The following is a 19,690-nucleotide window of genomic DNA, read 5'->3' on the forward strand; positions in this document are numbered from 1 at the left end:
TTACTGATTACCATTGTACCTTGAACGGCATAATACAATCGTTGGCTTAATACAATTTTAATCTGTTGGATAATAAAGTAGCGTAATGCAAAACGAATTTTTGTTAGTGATCACCACCAGCCCGAGCCAAGAGCAGGCAAAAACTCTTGCCCATGAACTGGTTAAAGCCAAACTTGCGGCCTGTGTACAGATCTCGCAGGCCGTAACCTCTGTGTATGAGTGGCAGGGGCAAGTGTGTGAAGAGCAAGAGTTTACTCTACACATAAAGTGTCTAGCACAGCATTACGATGCCATCGAACAGCTGCTTTCTAAACTACACCCCTATGATGTACCCGAGCTAATCGCACTCCCTGTGACCCAAGGATTGCCGGCCTATTTTGATTGGATAAAAGAAACCACACAGCCATGAAAAGAATCATAAATCTGTTTTTAGCCTCACTACTGCTGCTGACGCCGCTGGCACATGCAGAGGGCATTTTCAGTAGTAATAAGTTTGACTTTTTAAAGGGGGAACCCGAACTGATGCCTGTCGATCAGGCGTTTGTGTTCGACTTTAAACAACAAGGCGACAAGGTCAAAATAAGCTGGGTCATCGCCGACGGTTACTATATGTACCGCGACAAACTAAAATTTGAAGCTGCCGACGGTGCCGTGATTGGTGAAATCGCGCTGCCGCAAGGCAAGCCTCACACCGACGAGTACTTTGGCGAGCAAGAAGTTTACTACTCTTACGTCGAAATGCCAGTAGCGATAAAAGAGGCCGCGGCAGGCAGTAAGCTCAACGTCACCTTTATGGGCTGTGCCGAAGGTAAACTTTGCTTCCCACCGACTAAGAAAACCGCAGAACTGACTGAAGTCGCCGCCAACGATGGCCTGTTAGCCGATGCCGATAAAGCATTGGGAACGACCAACGAGGTCGCAAAACCTGCCGAAACCGCTAGCGCGCCTATCACTCAACAAGACACGCTAAGCGCGATGCTCTCGGGTGACAGCCTAATCTGGACCTTAGTCATCTTCTTTGGCTTAGGTGTTGGCCTTGCGCTAACCCCTTGTGTGTTCCCTATGTACCCAATTTTATCTGGGATCATCGTCGGTCAAGGCAAGAAACTCTCTACCGCAAAAGCCTTCAGCCTATCTATGGTCTATGTCCAGGGTATGGCGATCACCTACTCACTCGTGGGTCTTATCGTTGCTTCGGCGGGCATGAAGTATCAAGCCGCCTTGCAGCACCCTGCTGTACTTATCGTGCTGGCGATACTCTTCTTCGTGCTGAGTTTGTCGATGTTTGGTCTGTACGATCTTAAACTGCCTTCGAAGTGGCAGGAAAAGATGAACTCACTGTCGAACAACCAAAAAGGCGGCAATGTTATTGGCGTGTTTGTGATGGGGATTATCTCTGGCCTTGTCGCCTCACCTTGTACCACGGCTCCGTTATCTGGCGCGCTGATCTATGTGGCACAAACCGGCGATCTAATGCAGGGCTTCCTAGCACTTTACGTTCTGAGCATGGGTATGGGTCTACCACTGCTGATTATCGGTACCTCTGGCGGTAAGATCTTGCCAAGAGCTGGCAGCTGGATGGATGTCATTAAGACTATCTTCGGTTTCCTACTCATCGCCGTATCGATTGTAATGTTAGGCCGCATCTGGCCAGGCTTTATCTCTGATTTACTCTGGTCAATCTGGGGTATCGCTTTGGTGGGCTACTTAATGCACCAGAACAAGCTCACCGAGTTTAACTGGAAGCAAACCACCCGCTCGGTACTACTGATGCTGGCGCTATTGGGGAGTTTCTCCTACGGTATGCAAGCAGTAATGGCCAAGCTTGGCTTTAATACTCATACAAGTGTCGCCGCTAGCAGTGCTGCTGAAAACCATGGGTTTAAACGTATTAAGTCACTCGATGATTTAAATACTGAACTTGCAGCAGCAACCGCTGAAGGCAAAACTGTTATGGTCGATTTCTATGCCGACTGGTGCGTTGCCTGTAAAGAGTTTGAAGCGATCACCTTCAAAGATGCACAGGTGCTAGAGCGCATGGATAAGATGGTACTGCTGCAAGCCGATGTGACGAAAAACGATGCGATTGATATCGAACTGCTGGAACACTACAACATCCTCGGCCTGCCAACGCTACTGATGTTTGATGAAAATGGTGCCGTCCGAGACGAGCTACGTGTCACAGGTTTTATGCGACCAAAGGCCTTTGCCGAACATCTAGACCACTTAGTTAATTAACGAGTGAGTTAACTAAGTCTGATAATCAAGCCCTGGTTTATTTCGATAAACCGGGGCTTTTCTTCTCCTCCTGTCCAACTAGCAACAAGATCTGTAAGCCTCAAATTTATTCACATTTTTCAGCTCAAGTTCATAAATTTCTTATACAATGGTGCATCATTATACCCAAAGCACTTGGATGTAAATCACTAGAAAAGGAGCATCATGGAACCCGCTATACTCATTATCACCTTAGCCTGCGGCATGTTAGTAAGCCGTGTGGGACTTCCCCCTTTAATTGGCTATCTTGTTGCGGGATTTGTACTGTTTCTATTTGGTATCGAAGAGTCCAGTTTACCCATGCTTGAACAACTGGCTAACCTAGGTGTTACCCTGCTGCTATTTGCCATCGGCCTTAAGCTAGATCTGCGCAGCCTGTTTAAAGCCGAAGTTTGGGCGGGCTCAAGTTTGCACTTACTCTGCTCTATGCTCTTTTTCATTCCACTCCTTAAGCTACTTGGGCTCATGGGACTGGAACAGCTCACAGGCCTTGAGCTTGATCAACTGGCACTACTCGCCTTCGCATTGAGCTTTTCCAGTACTATTTTTGCCGTAAAAGTGCTTGAAGATAAAGGTGACATGCAATCACTTTATGGCCGAGTGGCAATTGGTATCTTGATTATGCAGGATATCTTTGCGGTCGCTTTCCTTACTATATCCAAAGGTGATATCCCCTCGTATTGGGCATTAGCGCTTCTGCTGCTACCACTGGCGAAACCACTCATTTACAAGGCGTTCGACAGAGTCGGTCACGGTGAGCTACTGGTGTTATTTGGCCTAGTGATGGCGCTGGTCTTGGGCGCTGGGCTATTTGAGCTTGTCGGTCTTAAACCGGATCTCGGTGCATTGATTATTGGCATCTTGCTCGCCGGCCACCCCAAGTCATCTGAACTGGCAAAGTCGCTGTTTTACTTCAAAGAGCTCTTCCTCGTTGCCTTCTTCTTAACGGTAGGGCTCAACGGTTTACCGAGCTTTTCCGATATCGGCTTAGCCGCGATTTTAGTCCTAGTGGTACCGATTAAAGTCATTCTATTTATGTACTTGCTTACATACTTTAAGCTACGTTCTCGTACCGCCTTGATGAGCTCATTTAGCCTTGGTAACTACAGCGAGTTCGGCTTAATTGTTGCCGCTGTAGCGACCTCAAAAGGCTGGCTACCGCCACAGTGGATGGTGATCCTAGCGGTGGCATTAAGTTTTAGCTTTCTATTTGCCGCGCCACTTAACACAGCCTCAAGCCGTATTTACCAAAAGTTTCAAGGTCGACTCAAGCGTTTGGAAAAGCACCCTTTGCATCCGGAAGATAGGCCTATCCCGGTCGGCAATCCTCGCTTTCTGATCTTAGGTATGGGCCGTATCGGCTCCGGTGCCTATGATGAACTCAGGTCTCGTTATGATGGCGAGATCTTAGGCGTCGAGCATAAACAAGACTTGGTCGACTTCCATATTTCTGAAGGTCGAAATGTTGTACAAGGTGATGCATCCGATACCGACTTCTGGGAAAAACTCGATAGAGCCCCCCACCTTGAACTCGTGCTACTAACCATGCCCCATCACGTGGGTAATCAGTTTGCCGTTGAGCAATTAAAGCTCTTGGATTATCAAGGTAAGCTAAGCGCTATCGTCAAATATAAAGAAGATGCCCAGTCGCTTAGCGAGTCGGGAGTGCATAGTGTATACAACCTTTATGAAGCGGCTGGAGCGGGTTTTGTCGAGCACTTGGTCAAAGAGCTACTGACACCAAGCGGTGCCGCGCCAGATAATCCCAACGCAATCAATCGAAAAAATGAAGTCGAAACACAGGAGAGTCTACAAAAAGGCTAATTGTATACATTATCCTGATTATAGCGTATGTTATTTCTCAACGAGTATAAAATGACCGATAACATACAATGCCACACAATTATAAAAACTCTACTCTGGTGGGTTATGCACTTCTAACAGGCCTATTTATCTCCGGCAGCATTCAAGCTGCCGGATTTGATATCTGGCTCTATCCGCTCGCTTACAACGAAGCTGAGCAGCAATGGCACTTAGGCGAAGCTAAAGCCGTTACCGAGCGTGATGGCTATGACAATCAACCCAGTTTTAGCCCTGATGGCCAAAATCTACTGTTTATCTCCGACAGAGTCGATGCACAAAACGATATCTATCAATATCGACTCGATAACGCGAGTCTCAGCCAGTTGACCTTTACCCCCGAGCAGAGTGAATACTCACCGCAGGCCTATACAACAGTCGCCAATGGCGTACACATTAAATATGTAGTCGAGCAAGGTGTTCCTCACCAAAGCATTTGGCAACAAAATGCAAATACTCCACGCCAACGAGCAATCAACAGCCTCATTCCTGCAGGTTATTTTGCCAGTGATGAGCGTTTAGGCACGCTTATTTGGGCGAGGTACGCCTACAGCCTCTATTTTGAACCTGTGGGTGAAACCGCAGATGAGCGTCACTTTGTAGTGGCCAATGTCGGCCGCAGTATTCACGCCATTCCCAACGATAAAGCCTTCAGCTATCTACATAAGCAGCTAGATGGCGACCGCATCATTAAACGTTACTCGCCGCTAGACAATAGTCATCAGCGATTAATTGCACTGCCCCCTAGCGCCAGCGAAGACTATACCTGGAGCCAAGGTAATTGGTTATTCAACATAGATGGCGGTGATTTAGTCGGCTGGCAAGCGGATCAACATACTCAACCAGAATGGCAATTAGTCAGTCCAATATCGCCACCCAGTGCAGATTATCTTAGCCCATCGCGTATCGCCATAAGCCCAGATAATAAGCACTTAGCCGTCGTATGGCAGCGAAAGTAAACAGATAAGAAAACAGATACAAAACACAATAAAAAATAATAATTAGTGAAGAGTCGCCCCCTGATGAATAGCCAACAATCAAGTAGCAAAACAGTAAACACTCGTCGTATTATCGCCAGCTTACTCGCCCTTTTGGTCAGCCCGTTAAGTTATGCAGCTGATACGCCGCAAAGATGGCAAAATCACCAAATCTTCGAGCAGAACAAGCAGCCAGCACACGCTAGCTTCTTTGGCTATTCGAGCCAAGAGAAAGCCCTCAAGGATGACTACCGAGTCAGCAGTAACTTTTTCGATCTTAACGGCCGCTGGCAATTTCATTACGCTAATAACCCATCAAGCGTGCCTCAGGATTTTGCTCAAGCCAATGCCGATCTAACTGATTGGCAAAGCATTCAGGTACCGGGAAACTGGGAGACCCAAGGTTTTGGTCACGCCATCTACCTCGATGAGCGCTACCCGTTTACCACGACTTGGCCCGATGCTCCTGAGGATCACAACCCTACCGGCAGTTATCGCCGTCTAATCACCTTGCCAGAAGCCTGGCAAGATAAGCAGGTTTTCCTACACATTGGCGCGGCTCGTTCGGCGCTGACCGCCTTCGTCAACGGCACAGAAGTGGGTTACAGCCAAGGGGCAAAGACACCAGCAGAGTTTGATATCACCTCTTACTTAAACAAGGGGGAAAACCTGCTGGCCTTACAGATCATCCGCTGGAGCGATGCCAGTTATCTAGAGAGCCAAGACATGCTCAGGGTCAGTGGCATCGAGCGCGATGTCTATCTCTATGCCACGGAAAAACAGCGCATCAGCGATATCGACGCCCAATATCAAATGTCGACAAGCCTCGACAAGGCCGAGGTAGCGCTTAAGCTAAAACTCGAGAACCACGCCAAAGCCAAAGACGTCAGCCTCAGCTATCGACTGCTTTCGCCCCAAGGTATTGAGGTTAGCCGCGGTGAACAAGTTATCGCTAAGCTTAAAAAACTACAGAGCCACAAGTTCGACTTCTCCATCACGTCTCCTAAGCTTTGGAGCGCTGAAACTCCAAACCTCTATCAACTCATCGTTAGCCTAAGCGACAACCAAGGTAAATTGCTGCAAGCCAGCAGTCAGCAGCTGGGCTTTCGCCGCGTCGAGATAAAAGGGGGTCAACTATTAGTGAACAACAAGGCGATCACCATTCGCGGTGTCGACAGGCACGAAACCGATCCAGATACCGGCCATGTGGTGAGTCGAGCCAGCATGGAAACCGATATTCGCCTGATGAAGCAGAACAATATCAATGCCGTACGCTCGAGCCACTATCCAAACGACCCCTACTGGTTAAGCCTCACCGACAAATATGGCCTGTACGTTATTGATGAAGCCAATATCGAGTCACACCCGCTAGCGATCGATAAGAACACCCAGCTAGGTAACGAGATGAGCTGGCTGCCCGCCCATCAGGCGCGAGTCGAGCGCATGGTCGAGCGCGATAAGAACCACCCCTCTATCATCATCTGGTCTCTGGGCAATGAAGCCGGTGAAGGCAAACTCTTTGCCGCTCTCTATGATTGGATTAAGCAGCGCGATCCGAGCCGCCCAGTGCAATATGAACCAGCGGGACAACACGCCTATACCGATATCGTCGCGCCCATGTACCCATCCATTGAGCGCATCGAAAAGTACGCTAAAGAGCATAAGGATAGGCCGCTGATCATGATTGAATACGCCCACGCCATGGGCAACTCCGTCGGCAATCTGCAAGACTACTGGAATGTCATCGACCAATATCCACAGCTGCAAGGCGGCTTTATCTGGGACTGGGTCGATCAATCTCTCGCGTTTACCAATGAAAATGGCCAACGTTATTGGGCCTACGGCAAAGACTATCACCCCGACATGCCCACCGATGGCAACTTTCTCAATAATGGCTTAGTGGACCCCGATAGAAATCCGCACCCACATCTGTCTGAGGTGAAAAAAGTCTATCAGCCATTCAAGCTGTCTGACTTTAGAGCCGTGCAACAGAAGGTCGATTTTACGCTATCCAACCGCCATGACTTTATCGACACACAGGGCCTCAACTTAGTGTGGACCGTGCAGCAAGATGGTCGCTCATTCGCAAAGGGCTTGCTCGCTATGCCACTAGTAAACGCTGGCGATAGCAAGACAGTCCAGATGACGCTGCCAGGCTCAGTGCTTGAGGCGATGCAACAAAGTCAGCAATATGAATATCAGCTGTTACTTGAAGTTAAGGTCGATACGCCGCAGCCTATGCTGCCAAGCGATCACCTGATCGCCTTCGAGCAGTTCCAGCTGCAATCGGCAAAAACGGCCTCGCCCCAAGTAATCGATGCCATCGAGCAAAATAGCCAGAACTGGATTCTAGCTAACAAGGACAACCAATATTTCATCAGCAAAACTAGCGGCTGGTTGACGGATATTAAGGTCAAGGGAGTCTCACGCCTAGATGGGCCCTTGATGGCGAACTTCTGGCGCGCGCCGACCGATAATGACTTAGGTAACCAGATGCCTAAGTGGGCAGGCATGTGGCAAGACGCCGCACTCGAGCTTGAGCTCGTATCCATCAGCCGCACCAAGGGTAAGCATGCCGCACTGAATGTTGTCCAGCAGCATCCTGTACTTGGCTTTAGCCTCACCACGACTTATCAGTTGAGTCAGCAGGGAAAGTTACTGGTGAGTAGCGATTTTACTCCAGGTAAAGGTGAGCTTGCCGACCTACCAAGATTTGGCTTTACCACTCAGCTGCCGTTCGAGATCCGTTTCATGCACTACTTTGGCCGCGGCCCTGAAGAGAGCTATGCCGATAGAAAAACTGGTAATGCTGTTGCTTGGTATGCCCTGCCGATAGAGAAAACTTTTCATCGCTACTCAAGACCACAAGAAACTGGCCAGCGCACCGATGTTCGCTATGTGGCCGTGACCAATAGCAAAGGCGCGGGGTTACTGGCGCAATCCACAATGGATGGTGAGATGTTGCAGACCAGCCTGTGGCCATTTGCTCAGGCTGATATAGACTTTAGGGACGGCGATGCCGAGGGCTCAGCCTCGGGTCTCGTGCCAGTGACCGCCAACCATGGCGCGGAAATTCCAATCCGTGACTTTGTCACCTGGAATATCGATTACAAGCAGATGGGCGTTGGCGGCGATACCTCATGGGGACGCCCTGTACATACCCCCTATCGTATCGAGGCGAAACCGATGCGCTTTAGCTTCAGCCTAGAGCCTGTTCCGGCTGAGGCCAATATTCAGCAGCAGGCTAGGGCTAAGCGATAGTCACAAAAGATTTGTACGACCACGGATATTAAAACTAAAAATAATGGTGAAGGATCAACATGGAACAGACTATTCAACTGGTTATATTTTTTGGCTTAACCGCCATGGTAGGTTTGATCACCTACCTGAAGTGTCGCAAGGTAACTCGCGACTGTAGCGACAGCAAAGACTATTTCCTTGCCGGTGGCGGTTTAAGCTGGATCGTGGTCGCAGGCTCATTGATGATGACCAATATCAGTGCCGAGCAAATCGTGGGGATGAACGGTGCCCAGACCTTGCTCGTCGCCTGGTGGGAGATCGCCGCGGCGGTGGGATTAATTATCCTCGCGAAATGGCTTATTCCTATCTATTACAAATATAACTGCACCACGACCACTGAACTGCTGGAACGCAAGTATCAAGACAAAGGGATCCGCGCCATGGTATCGGTGCTGTTTATGCTCGGCTATGCCTTTATCCTATTACCTGTGGTGCTTTATACCGGCTCACTGTTTATGAAGTCGATGTTTGGCTTATCCATTTCAGTGACCCTGCTAGCCATCATCTTTGCGGTTGTGGGCGCTATCTATGCGATTTTCGGTGGTCTAAGGGCCATCGCTATATCCGATAGCCTCAACGGTATCGGTCTGTTGCTTATGGGCGTGGTGGTCTCCTATCTTGCACTCAACGCCGTAAACTGGGATCTATCTGGCGTACCGATCGAACGCTTGACCCTTGTCGGTGATAGCCAGTCTGATATTCCTTGGCACACCCTACTAACCGGCATGATCTTTATCCAGATCTTTTACTGGGGTACCAACATGGTGATCACCCAAAGAGCCTTGGCGGCAAAATCGGTCAAAGAAGCACAGAAAGGCCTTTATGCCGCTGTAGTTATGAAACTGATTATTCCAATTATCGTGGTGCTCCCCGGCCTTGTCGCCTATAAACTTTATGGCGATGTAGGTGATGTCGCCTACGGTAAACTGGTTGGGGATATTCTACCTAGTTGGCTATCTGGCGCCTTTGCCGCGGTAATGGCGGGGGCTGTGCTAAGTTCGTTTAACTCTTGCCTCAACTCGGCAGCGGCGCTTTACACCTGCGATATTCATCAAAACTATATCAACCCTAATGCCGATATACGTAAAATTGGTACCCGCGTTGCCCTCGTCTTCACCCTGTTCTCCCTATGCTTAGTGCCAGTGTTCGCCCAGTCGGCTAGCATCATCTCATTGCTGCAGCAGCTAAACGGTCTCTACTCTATGCCTGTATTGGCGGCCTTTATCTGCGCCCTCGCCTTTAAAGATGTGAATGCAAAAGCGATTAAGTTTGGCCTAGTGTTCGGCGTGTTGATGTATGCAATATTTACCTTTGTCTGGAGTCCTCTGCACTTCATTCATATGATGGCAATCACACTCGCAGCGACAATCTTAGTGACATTAGCACTGAGCAAATATGTTTTTGGCCCACAGAGCCTGAGCGCTCAGCTAGTGAGTGATTAAGCGCTAACAGCATCGAACTCGGTAGGCTTACCCTGCCGAGCCTGCTTTTTGACGGTTGGGTTTGATTTGTTTTCGGCTAAACCATACTCGGGTCTCAGCTACAGCTCTAATAGAAAAACTCAGTTACACAAATTGTAGAGTCGTGATATAAAACAATAGATGGATATTGAGTGTACAAATTACTCTTCACTGCCGTTCTCGCTAGAAGGCTACTAGCGCTCAATTAAGATGTTCAACATCTTAGAAAAAATTTTAATGTAACCCGCTGTTAAGAAATTGGTCGCCAGAATCAAAGTGCAGCGAATACTAATCAGTTTAAAGATTTGATCACTCAGCGAAAGTTTAGTGCTTTTGAGGCAAGGTCATTAATTGCTCCTGCATGAATGAACTCATCAGGCAGCAAACATTATGTCATTCATTCGCCTTGAATGAGTTTGCCAAAAATACTCTGGGTAAAACAACTTCTTATACTAATTAGTATAACCACTCAGTTTACAGCAAGGTCTTTGTACTGAGCGCAAATATTAACATTCGGAAATTTGAGATTATGTCCAACCCCAGTCAACGAGCAAACAAGCTGTTTGTGCAAACTTTTGGCACCCAAGCCGATGAGCTGTATTGTGCCCCTGGACGTGTCAACCTTATAGGTGAGCATACCGACTATAACGATGGCTTCGTGCTTCCAGCCGCCATCAATTTCTATACTGCGGTGGTTGTAAAGCGCCGTGACGATCAGCGCTTTCGCGCCGTATCCGATGCCTTTCCCGGTGAAATCGAAGAATGGGTTTTCGGCGAAGAGGGTCAGCCCATTGCCAATCATTGGTCAAACTACCTCAAGGGCTTCACTGCCGCCATGGCTAGCTCAGGTCTAGCGCCAAAAGGCTTAGACGTGGCAGTTGTCAGTAATGTCCCCATGGGCGCAGGCCTGTCCTCATCGGCCGCATTAGAGATAGCCTTTGGCACTGCGGTCAACGATTGTAGCCAGATCAAGCTGTCGCCACTTGCGATCGCGCAACTGGCTCAGCGCGGTGAAAACCAGTTTGTCGGCTGTGCCTGTGGCATCATGGACCAGATGATCAGTGCCTTGGGTGAACAAGACCATGCGCTGCTTATCGATTGCCTCGACTTAGACAGTGAAGCGATCAGTATTCCCGATAGCTTGAGTCTGATTATCATCAACTCAAACGTACAGCGTGGCTTAGTCGAATCTGCATATAACCTGCGTCGCGAGCAGTGCGAACTGGCGGCGACTCACTTTGGTTTGGAATCACTGCGCGATCTTGATCTCGCCACGCTAGAGGCGGGCAAGTCAGAACTCAGCGATGCCTGCTATAGACGCGCTAAGCATGTTGTCACCGAAAACAGACGCACTCAAAATGCCGCATGGGCATTAGAGGCGGGCGATATCGCTAAATTAAGCCAGCTAATGGCCGACTCTCACCTCTCCATGCGCGACGATTTTGAGATCACCACTGACGAAATCGATTATCTGGTCGAGATTGTCAGCGATGTGATCGGTAAGCGAGGCGGCGTGCGTATGACTGGCGGCGGCTTTGGTGGCTGTGTTGTGGCACTGGTCGATCATGAATTAACTGATGCTGTTGTCGAAACCATCGAGCAAAAATATGCGATGAAGACAGGCCTAGAAGCCGACATTTATCTGTGCTCTGCCAGCGATGGCGCCAAGCGCATCGATAATTAATCATTTCTAACAGAACCTAGAATAAGGACTCAACATGGTACGCTTTCGCGCTCTCGAACCTTGGAACGATCCACGCGGAGGACAGATTGAGCGAGTCCTTGTTGATAACGGCACTATCGCTATTGAGGTGTTAAGCCTAGGCGGTATTATCCGCTCTTTATGGACCCCAGACCGCAATGACGAGCGGGGTAATCTAGTGTTAGGGTGCGATAGCGTCGAAGATTATCTAAGCCAAGATGCTTACTTAGGTGCCATTGCCGGACGATACGCAAACCGTATTGCCAATGGACGATTTAACCTTGGCAGCACTCAGCATCAACTCGACATTAACCAAGACAATAACTGTTTGCACGGTGGCAGTGAGGGCTTTCATCGTAAGCAGTGGCAGCTAGGTACTCTCCCCGATGGTGTACGCCTTAGCCTAAGAAGCCCAAATCTTGATATGGGCTTCCCCGGTAACTGTAACGTACAGCTCGACTATCGCCTCGTGGGAAGTAATCTCTATGTGGAGATCTTAGCCAGCTCAGATAAACCCTGCCCAATCAGCCTCACGCAGCACAGCTATTTTAACCTCGACGCGAGCCAGACAACTCTGAATCACCAATTGCAGATCGATGCCAAACAGTATCTGAGTCTAAATGATAGCGGGATCCCAAAGGCGATCTGTGCAACCCAAGGCAGTGGCTTAGATCTTTCTATGCCAACGGAGTTGCAATCACTCATTGGTCGTGAAGAGTTAACCACGACATCGGGTATCGATCACTGCTTTTTGATGCCTACAACTGAGTCGAAGTTACAGCGATTTGGCCGTTTAAGTTCGCCGCTCAGTGGTCGCAGCATGACCTTATATACGAATCAGCCTGGTGTACAGGTATATGGGGGGAATGGTTTAGAGGGGGTGGTTGGCAAGAGCCAACATAGACTAAATCAATATCAGGGGATTTGCTTGGAGCCTCAACAGGTACCCGATGCCCCTAACCAAACTAACATTGCAGGGAACGCGATAATTAATCCTGGTGAGATCTACCATCATATCAGTCGCTATCAGTTTGCGAATGATGCTTAAAAGCAGATAACAGCGCCGAGGCGCTGTTATCTAACTCTTAATGATTAATCGTCGTAATCATCTGACCAATCATCATCATAGTCATCGTCGCCATCGGCTGACTCTAACTCTGGCTCATCGTCTTCAGAAACGGCTTTTGCCTTCTTAGGAGTAGCTGCTGCGCTCTTAGGATTATTAGCCTCAACCCAACCTTGATGTTTAGCCATAAACTCTTCTCTGGCTGCAAACCAAGCTGCACCACAAGTCTTTTCAACTTCAGCTATCGCCTGGTCATCAAGTTCATGCAGGTTAGGCTTAACGATATCTTCTGCATACTCGATAATTGCTTCACGAGTCGCGTTATAGAAGTAAACACGCCCTGCAGAAGCATCTGGAAACTGTTTATCATGAATAAGAATGGTATTGCCGCGAGCGGTTCTTAGCTCACCGTACCAAACTGGTTTTTTTGTCGTCTTGTACATATATGTTAATGCCCTTAAATCAACACATACAAAATAAAGTAAGAAGTAAATTGCGCTAACATTTACTTCCGTTTTCCCTGTATTTTGCCATCAGGGACAGAAGCGGTATTTTTACAGATTTTTGCCGAATATCAAGAGTAGAAAATACAAAATATTCCTCTCAAAGACGAAATAAATCACATAAATTATTCAGCTCTTATCGAATTTAGTTCAAAGCAGTCGTTATTCAAGTTTTTCACTATCAATAAATACAAAAAATCACCAAGCAGAGTGACAACCCTCACAACATCAACAATTTAAGTAACAAGCACCGAAAATAAACAACAAGCCTTCGTCAAACATCAAGCCCTATTACTATAGGGTTAGAGCTAAATTGTATCGAAAGGACCGCAACAAACTATCCCGAAAAATCGATTTTCAATTCAGACTCAATCAAGTGGAAGGATGAGTGATAAAACCTGTCCATTGCCCTCCTTTCTTAGCAGGGTTTTGTTAGACTAAGGCCAGCCTTAATATCATGAGCAGTAAAAGGATTGTTTTGAAGTGTAGATTACTCATACTCTGTGCCATGAGCTTTTCAACAAACGCAGAGCAAATTGTGGTGGCTTCCGATATATGGTGTCCCTATATCTGCACCGACAACTCAGGTTATGTCGTCGAGCTCACACAGCAAGCTTTCGCCTCGGTTGATGTAGAGGTGAAATTCGAATCTATCCCTTTTCAAAGAGCACTAACACTCACAAGTCAGCACAAACTCGATGCCGTATTGGCGGTAACAGCCGAACACATTGCAGCCTTCTCCCTCAGTAATAATCATATGGTGATTGGGCAATACACCAATGACTTTTATACACCTGCAAACTCTCATTGGCAGTACTCAGATCTAGAGAGCCTAGATAACAAGCTCATCGCTACCATTTTAGGTTATGACTATGGCGAGTCATTGAACCGTTACTTAGAAAACAGCCAAAGCCACATTCGCACCTCCGGAGAAAAGCCGCTCAAGACCAACCTCTACTTAGCGACCAAAGAGCGAATTGACCTACTAATAGGTAACCGTTACGTCATCGATTACACCGCTAAGCAATATGGCTATAGTGAGAATATTCGCTTCGCGGGTAGTGAAAATGAAAGCACGGCGCTTTATGTTGGATTTAGTAACGATGATAAGGGGCGCAGCTTCGCCACTAAGTTTGCTCAAGGCATAGAAAACCTAAAGCAAAGTGGCGAATATCAAGTCATTCTCGATAAATACCAGATAGTGTTTTAAGCCCAATACCTAGAGTAAATAGGTAGTGTCAATTGACAAGTGAGGCAACATTTCCAATGCTCGGCAGGTTCTCGCGCTATCGAACATAAAAAAGCCCAGCTAATTAGCTGGGCTTTTTGTAATGACTAGTCTCTATTCCCCTTTAGAACGGGATATCGTCGTCCCAGCCATCATCCAAATCTGGAGTGAAGTTCTGCTGTGGCTGCGGAGCAGGGCGCTGTTGCGGCGCTTGCTGCGGAGCTGGTGCAGATTGCGGCTTAGGCGCGTAACCACCTTGTTGAGGTGCTTGCTGCTGTTGCTGTGGTTGCTGCTGGTAACCACCTTGCTGAGCAGGAGCTTGTGGCTTCGGCTGGTAGCTGTTTTGCTGTTGTGGCTGCTGTTGTGAACCATAACCACCTTGCTGTTGCTGCTGACCACCATAGTTCTGGTTGCCACCTTGCGATGGAGCACCAGCATTTTGGTTACGGCTACCTAGCATCTGCATGCTACCACCTTGATCGACAACCACTTCAGTGCTGTAACGATCTTGACCGCTTTGGTCTTTCCACTTACGAGTCTGTAGCTTGCCTTCAAGGTAAACTTGAGAGCCTTTACGTAAATACTCACCAGTGATTTCAGCTAGTTTGCCGAACATCACAACACGGTGCCATTCAGTACGCTCTTGCTGCTGACCTTGTTGGTCTTTCCAAGACTCACTTGTCGCCACGGTAATGTTGGCTACGGCATTGCCATTTGGCATGTAACGTACTTCAGGATCTTGTCCTAAATTACCGACCAAAATTACTTTATTGACACCACGACTAGCCATTGAAATCTCCTGGAACGTATATTAAATTTTTACTAATCGACAGAGCGTAACACAGCTCTGGCTTCTCTCAAATCGAAATGGTCATCTACTTTTAAATAAGCCACTTTTTCTTCGAGTACGACTATCGCTTCTGACACACCCGCTAACGCCGACAGCTCGGTGGCCATGGCCACTGCACTCTGTTTGTCGGTCACATTCGCTTCTAGTGTGTAACTCTTCAGTAGCACAGGATTTTTCATGCCAAAGGTCAACAAAAACCAGAGGCACATTAAGCCTAATGCCACCGCGAATACCCCAGATGCCCCAACCAACTGATAGGCACCACCACCTAATATACCACCACAAAACGCACCTAAAAATTGGCTGGTCGAATAAACGCCCATAGCCGAGCCTTTATCGCCAACAGGGCAAAACTTAGCAATTAGACTAGGGAGTGATGCCTCTAGATAGTTAAAGCCGGTAAAGAACAACACCACGGCAATGCTCAGTACCACTAAATTATCGGCAAATATCGCCATCGAGCCCAGCGCGGCCATCATGATGAGCAGCGCCACTTGGAACATACCTTTAGTATTATTGCGTTTAACCCCAATAATAATCAGCGGCACCATCAGGAAGAATGCCCCCATAAAGGCTGGAAAATAGAGCATCCAGTGCTTCTCTTTAGCTAGGCCAGCGTCCACTAAATCCAGCGGCAACGCCACAAATACGGCGGTTAACACCAAGTGCAAGATGAAAATACCCGCGTCGAGTCTAAACAGCTGCGGATCGAACAACATGCGCTTTAGCTTTTCTGGCACGGCAACGGTATCGCCCTTTGGCGCCTGACCAACCGGAGTGGGCACTAACAGCTGTACGATCAACATGCCTAAAATAGCGAGCCCCGCCGTCATCATAAACAGACCCGATAAACCCAAGTGCTGGGCCACTATCGGACCAACCAGTAGCGACAGCGCAAAGGAGAAACCGATACACATACCGATAATCGCCATTACCTTGGTACGCTGCTCGTCACGAGTTAAGTCCGCAGCAAGCGCTAACACGGCGGCGGCAATTGCCCCCATCCCCTGTAGTGCTCGGCCAGCAACCACGCCGTAAATCGTCTCGGCATTGGCCGCAACTAAGCTACCTAAGGCGAAAATAAGCAGTCCGGCGAGAATAATCGGCTTACGGCCGAACTTGTCAGACAAGATCCCCATCGGGATTTGAAGAACTGCCTGAGTTAAACCGTAGGCACCGATGGCAATACCCACCCATAAAGGTGAAAAACCTTCGAGGTGCTGTCCGTAAAGCGCGAACACAGGCATGATCATAAACAAACCCATCATGCGTAGCCCGAATACACTGGCTAATGAAAACGCGACCTTCTTCTCAGTCTTGGATAGTCCCTTGTTGGCCATTCCCCGCCCTGCTCTATGAACTTAAAATTAGGTGGCGCAGTTTATCATGAAGTTTTTCAATAACCCAAAAGTAAAAGCAAAAGGTGCATGACTAAGTCATGTTTTAACTTGATAGCGACTCACATGACTGACTCGGACATAAGATGCTTGAAAAATTATAGAGACAACCCAAATCCTTCCCTACAATTGATCCTAAGTTCTGTCTATTGCCACAGGCAAATTTGTGAGATACTTAACCACTTTTTTTCGGCTTAGAGATCTGAACGCTAGATGGAAAATATTGAAGTTCGTGGTGCTCGTACCCACAATCTTAAAAACATCAACCTGACTATTCCCCGTGATAAACTCATTGTGATCACAGGTCTGTCTGGTTCTGGCAAATCTTCTCTTGCATTTGACACCCTATATGCTGAAGGACAGCGACGTTATGTCGAGTCATTGTCGGCCTATGCTCGTCAATTCTTGAGTTTAATGGAAAAGCCTGATGTTGATCATATTGAGGGCCTAAGCCCTGCCATCTCAATCGAACAGAAGTCTACATCTCATAATCCACGTTCCACCGTGGGTACCATTACCGAAATCTACGATTATTTACGCCTGCTGTTTGCCCGTGTCGGCGAGCCTCGCTGTCCGACTCACGGTAAGCCCCTTGCGGCACAAACCATTAGTCAGATGGTTGATAAGGTGCTTGAACTGCCTGAGGGCAGCCGTCAAATGCTACTGGCCCCCGTCATTAACAACCGTAAAGGTGAGCACGTTAAACTATTAGAGAGTTTATCCGCTCAAGGTTATATACGCGCCCGCATCGACGGAGAGGTCTGTGATTTAACCGATCCGCCAGAACTCGACCTGCACGTAAAACATACCATCGAAGTGGTGGTTGACCGCTTTAAGGTACGCGACGACATGAAGCAGCGCCTAGCGGAGTCATTCGAAACGGCGCTTGAGTTATCGGGCGGTATCGCCAAAGTCACCAGTATGGAACCTGTAGAAGGTAAAGCTAAGCCTGAGGAACATGTATTCTCGGCTAACTTTGCTTGCCCAGTATGTGGTTACTCCATGGCCGAGCTTGAGCCAAGGATCTTCTCATTTAACAATCCAGCCGGCGCTTGCCAAACCTGTGATGGTTTAGGCGTGCAACAGTTCTTCGATCCAGAACGCGTGATCACCAATACTGAGCTGTCATTAGCAGGCGGGGCGATTCGCGGCTGGGATAGACGTAACTTCTATTACTTCCAGATGCTGACCTCGCTCGCCGAGCACTACAAGTTTGATATAGAGAAACCCTTCGAACAGTTAAGCGATGATGTACGCAAAGTCGTACTCTATGGTTCAGGTAATCAGAGTATCGCATTTAAGTACATCAACGATCGCGGCGACGTGGTCGTAAGAAATCATCCCTTCGAAGGGATCTTAAATAACATGGACAGACGCTATCGCGAGACCGAGTCCAACGCGGTGCGTGAAGAGTTGACTAAGTTTATCAACACCCAACCTTGCCAAAGCTGTGGTGGCTCTCGTCTACGTGAAGAAGCCCGTAACGTCTTTATTAAAGAGTTAAACCTCCCAGTTTTAACCCAGTGGTCTATCGGCGAGGCGGCAGAGTACTTCGAGCAGCTTGAGCTAACAGGCCAACGTGCGCAGATCGCCGAAAAGATCTTAAAAGAAGTACGTGATCGTCTAGGTTTCTTGGTCAATGTCGGTTTGAACTACTTAAGCCTGTCACGCTCAGCCGATACACTCTCTGGTGGTGAGGCTCAACGTATTCGTCTCGCCAGCCAAATAGGCGCGGGGCTTGTTGGGGTGATGTATGTCCTCGATGAGCCCTCTATCGGTCTGCACCAACGAGATAACGAGCGTTTGCTGCAAACTCTTATTCATCTGCGTGACTTAGGCAACACGGTTATCGTGGTCGAGCACGATGAAGACGCCATTCGCATGGCGGATCACGTTATCGATATCGGGCCAGGTGCGGGTGTTCACGGTGGCCAAGTTATCGGTGAAGGCACCTTGCAAGATCTGCTCGATTGCAAAGAGTCGATCACAGGTCAGTATCTATCTGGTGAGAAGCAAATTCATATCAAAACCGAACGCAGCCAGTACAATCCAGATAAATTAATCGAGCTGTTTGGCGCATCGGGTAACAATCTTAAAGATGTCGATCTGCAAATTCCTGTCGGCTTGTTCACCTGTATCACTGGCGTATCAGGCTCAGGTAAGTCGACGCTTATCAACGACACCTTCTACAAGATTGCTCATATGCAACTTAACGGTGCAACGGTTGATGAGCCCGCACCTTATAAGAAAGTGATTGGCATGGATCATTGCGACAAGGTCGTCGATATCGATCAGAGCCCGATTGGACGTACGCCACGTTCAAACCCTGCAACATACACAGGTATTTTCACCCCCATTCGTGAACTGTTTGCCGCGACCCAAGAGTCACGCACCCGTGGTTATCAGCCAGGACGCTTCTCTTTTAACGTCAAAGGCGGCCGCTGCGAGGCTTGTCAGGGCGATGGTTTAATCAAGGTAGAGATGCACTTCCTACCCGATGTGTATGTGCCTTGTGACAGCTGTAAGGGTCAGCGCTATAACCGCGAAACCTTAGATGTGCGCTTTAAGGGCAAAAACATCCACGAAGTGCTACAGATGACAGTTGAAGAGGCGAGACCCTTCTTCGATGCCATTCCAGCCATCGCTCGTAAACTACAAACCTTAATGGATGTGGGTCTGTCTTATATCCGTCTCGGGCAGAGCGCAACGACTCTGTCGGGCGGTGAAGCCCAGCGTGTGAAACTTGCCAAAGAGTTATCGAAACGTGATACCGGCAAGACCTTGTACATTCTCGATGAGCCAACAACGGGTCTGCATTTTGCTGATATCCAACTGTTATTGGATGTATTGCATCGCCTCAAGTCACACGGCAATACTATTGTAGTCATTGAGCACAACCTAGATGTAATAAAAACGGCGGACTGGATTGTCGACCTCGGTCCTGAGGGCGGTTCTGGTGGTGGTACGATTTTAGTTGCAGGTACACCTGAAGAGGTGGCTGCGCATAGCGAATCTCATACCGCGCGTTTCTTAAAGCCACTGTTAAGCAAAGCATAGAGCCAGTTAGAAA

13 protein-coding genes are annotated in these 19,690 nt (G+C 48.2%); 10 read left to right on the forward strand and 3 right to left on the reverse strand.

Annotation, left to right across the window (positions count from 1 at the left end; genetic code table 11):
* The first annotated feature begins 85 nt into the window (after positions 1-85).
* From cutA to L1D44_RS00510, 8 genes are all read left to right on the forward strand, one after another.
* Positions 86-409: a divalent-cation tolerance protein CutA gene (gene cutA / locus L1D44_RS00475; protein ID WP_239888287.1), complete on the forward strand. Its 324-nt coding sequence runs from the start codon at positions 86-88 to the stop codon at positions 407-409.
* Positions 406-2,238: a protein-disulfide reductase DsbD gene (locus L1D44_RS00480; protein ID WP_239888289.1), complete on the forward strand. Its 1,833-nt coding sequence runs from the start codon at positions 406-408 to the stop codon at positions 2,236-2,238. The genes cutA and L1D44_RS00480 overlap by 4 nt, the downstream gene beginning before the upstream one ends.
* Before the next feature lie 204 nt (positions 2,239-2,442).
* Entirely contained in the window at positions 2,443-4,101 is a 1,659-nt protein-coding gene (locus L1D44_RS00485) for a cation:proton antiporter family protein (RefSeq protein WP_239888290.1), read from the forward strand.
* A 68-nt stretch (positions 4,102-4,169) separates the two neighbouring features.
* The gene (locus L1D44_RS00490) at positions 4,170-5,096 is read left to right on the forward strand and encodes a hypothetical protein (protein ID WP_239888291.1); all 927 of its coding nucleotides are present in this window, start codon (positions 4,170-4,172) and stop codon (positions 5,094-5,096) included.
* A 63-nt stretch (positions 5,097-5,159) separates the two neighbouring features.
* Positions 5,160-8,375: a glycoside hydrolase family 2 TIM barrel-domain containing protein gene (locus tag L1D44_RS00495; protein ID WP_239888293.1), complete on the forward strand. Its 3,216-nt coding sequence runs from the start codon at positions 5,160-5,162 to the stop codon at positions 8,373-8,375.
* A gap of 59 nt (positions 8,376-8,434) precedes the next feature.
* On the forward strand, positions 8,435-9,856 hold the full coding sequence (locus tag L1D44_RS00500) for a solute:sodium symporter family transporter (protein ID WP_239888294.1): 1,422 nt from the start codon (positions 8,435-8,437) through the stop codon (positions 9,854-9,856).
* Between the two features lie 547 nt (positions 9,857-10,403).
* Positions 10,404-11,558, forward strand: coding sequence for a galactokinase (galK, locus tag L1D44_RS00505; protein WP_239888295.1), 1,155 nt, complete (start codon positions 10,404-10,406; stop codon positions 11,556-11,558).
* A 34-nt stretch (positions 11,559-11,592) separates the two neighbouring features.
* Entirely contained in the window at positions 11,593-12,624 is a 1,032-nt protein-coding gene (locus tag L1D44_RS00510; RefSeq protein WP_239888297.1) for an aldose epimerase family protein, read from the forward strand.
* A 44-nt stretch (positions 12,625-12,668) separates the two neighbouring features.
* On the opposite strand, the gene L1D44_RS00515 is transcribed toward L1D44_RS00510, so the two are convergent.
* On the reverse strand, positions 12,669-13,085 hold the full coding sequence (locus L1D44_RS00515) for a hypothetical protein (protein WP_239888299.1): 417 nt from the start codon (positions 13,083-13,085) through the stop codon (positions 12,669-12,671).
* A gap of 538 nt (positions 13,086-13,623) precedes the next feature.
* Between L1D44_RS00515 and L1D44_RS00520 the strand changes: the two genes are divergently transcribed.
* On the forward strand, positions 13,624-14,355 hold the full coding sequence (locus tag L1D44_RS00520) for a transporter substrate-binding domain-containing protein (protein ID WP_239888300.1): 732 nt from the start codon (positions 13,624-13,626) through the stop codon (positions 14,353-14,355).
* A 142-nt stretch (positions 14,356-14,497) separates the two neighbouring features.
* Here L1D44_RS00520 and ssb read toward each other — a convergent pair whose 3' ends face one another.
* Positions 14,498-15,163, reverse strand: a complete 666-nt coding sequence (gene ssb, locus L1D44_RS00525) for a single-stranded DNA-binding protein (RefSeq protein WP_220769641.1) — start codon at positions 15,161-15,163, stop codon at positions 14,498-14,500.
* A 32-nt stretch (positions 15,164-15,195) separates the two neighbouring features.
* Positions 15,196-16,563, reverse strand: a complete 1,368-nt coding sequence (locus L1D44_RS00530) for an MFS transporter (protein ID WP_239888301.1) — start codon at positions 16,561-16,563, stop codon at positions 15,196-15,198.
* A gap of 270 nt (positions 16,564-16,833) precedes the next feature.
* On the opposite strand from L1D44_RS00530, the gene uvrA reads away from it, so the two are divergent.
* The gene (uvrA, locus tag L1D44_RS00535) at positions 16,834-19,677 is read left to right on the forward strand and encodes an excinuclease ABC subunit UvrA (RefSeq protein ID WP_239888303.1); all 2,844 of its coding nucleotides are present in this window, start codon (positions 16,834-16,836) and stop codon (positions 19,675-19,677) included.
* Positions 19,678-19,690: the final 13 nt, after the last annotated feature.

Source organism: Shewanella sp. Isolate13 (assembly GCF_022398325.1).
Taxonomy (GTDB): Bacteria; Pseudomonadota; Gammaproteobacteria; order Enterobacterales; family Shewanellaceae; genus Shewanella.